This is a genomic window from Xenorhabdus yunnanensis (genome assembly GCF_028598805.1).
GTDB classification, from domain to species: domain Bacteria; phylum Pseudomonadota; class Gammaproteobacteria; order Enterobacterales; family Enterobacteriaceae; genus Xenorhabdus; species Xenorhabdus yunnanensis.
This window is the reverse complement of record NZ_JAQRFI010000337.1, coordinates 1-223: the sequence shown is the minus strand read 5'-3', so window position 1 is coordinate 223 and position 223 is coordinate 1. Positions and strand designations below refer to the sequence as shown.

The window sequence follows — 223 nt, the reverse complement described above, 5'->3', positions numbered from 1 at the left end:
CTTACATTCAAATGCCCCTGAGGTCACTTCAACGACTTCTTTATCCCCGAATATTGACGGAAACGTTTTATTTTCACCTAAAAACTTAATGCCAGCGGGAAAGGTTATTTCCGACGCCGGGTTTTTAACGCTGACCTTTTTTATTGCCCGGTCAGAAATCAAGCTATCATCCCCCTTATAAACAAGATGAGTTAATTGAGTTCTGTCTTTTGCATAGGTCAAG

The 223-nt window shown here is 40.8% G+C and carries 1 protein-coding gene; it reads right to left on the bottom strand.

All coding sequences use genetic code 11. The annotated features are described in order from the left end of the window. Positions 1 to 223: hypothetical protein (locus PSI23_RS22500; RefSeq protein ID WP_273557099.1), on the bottom strand; the 223-nt coding region annotated here is incomplete at both ends.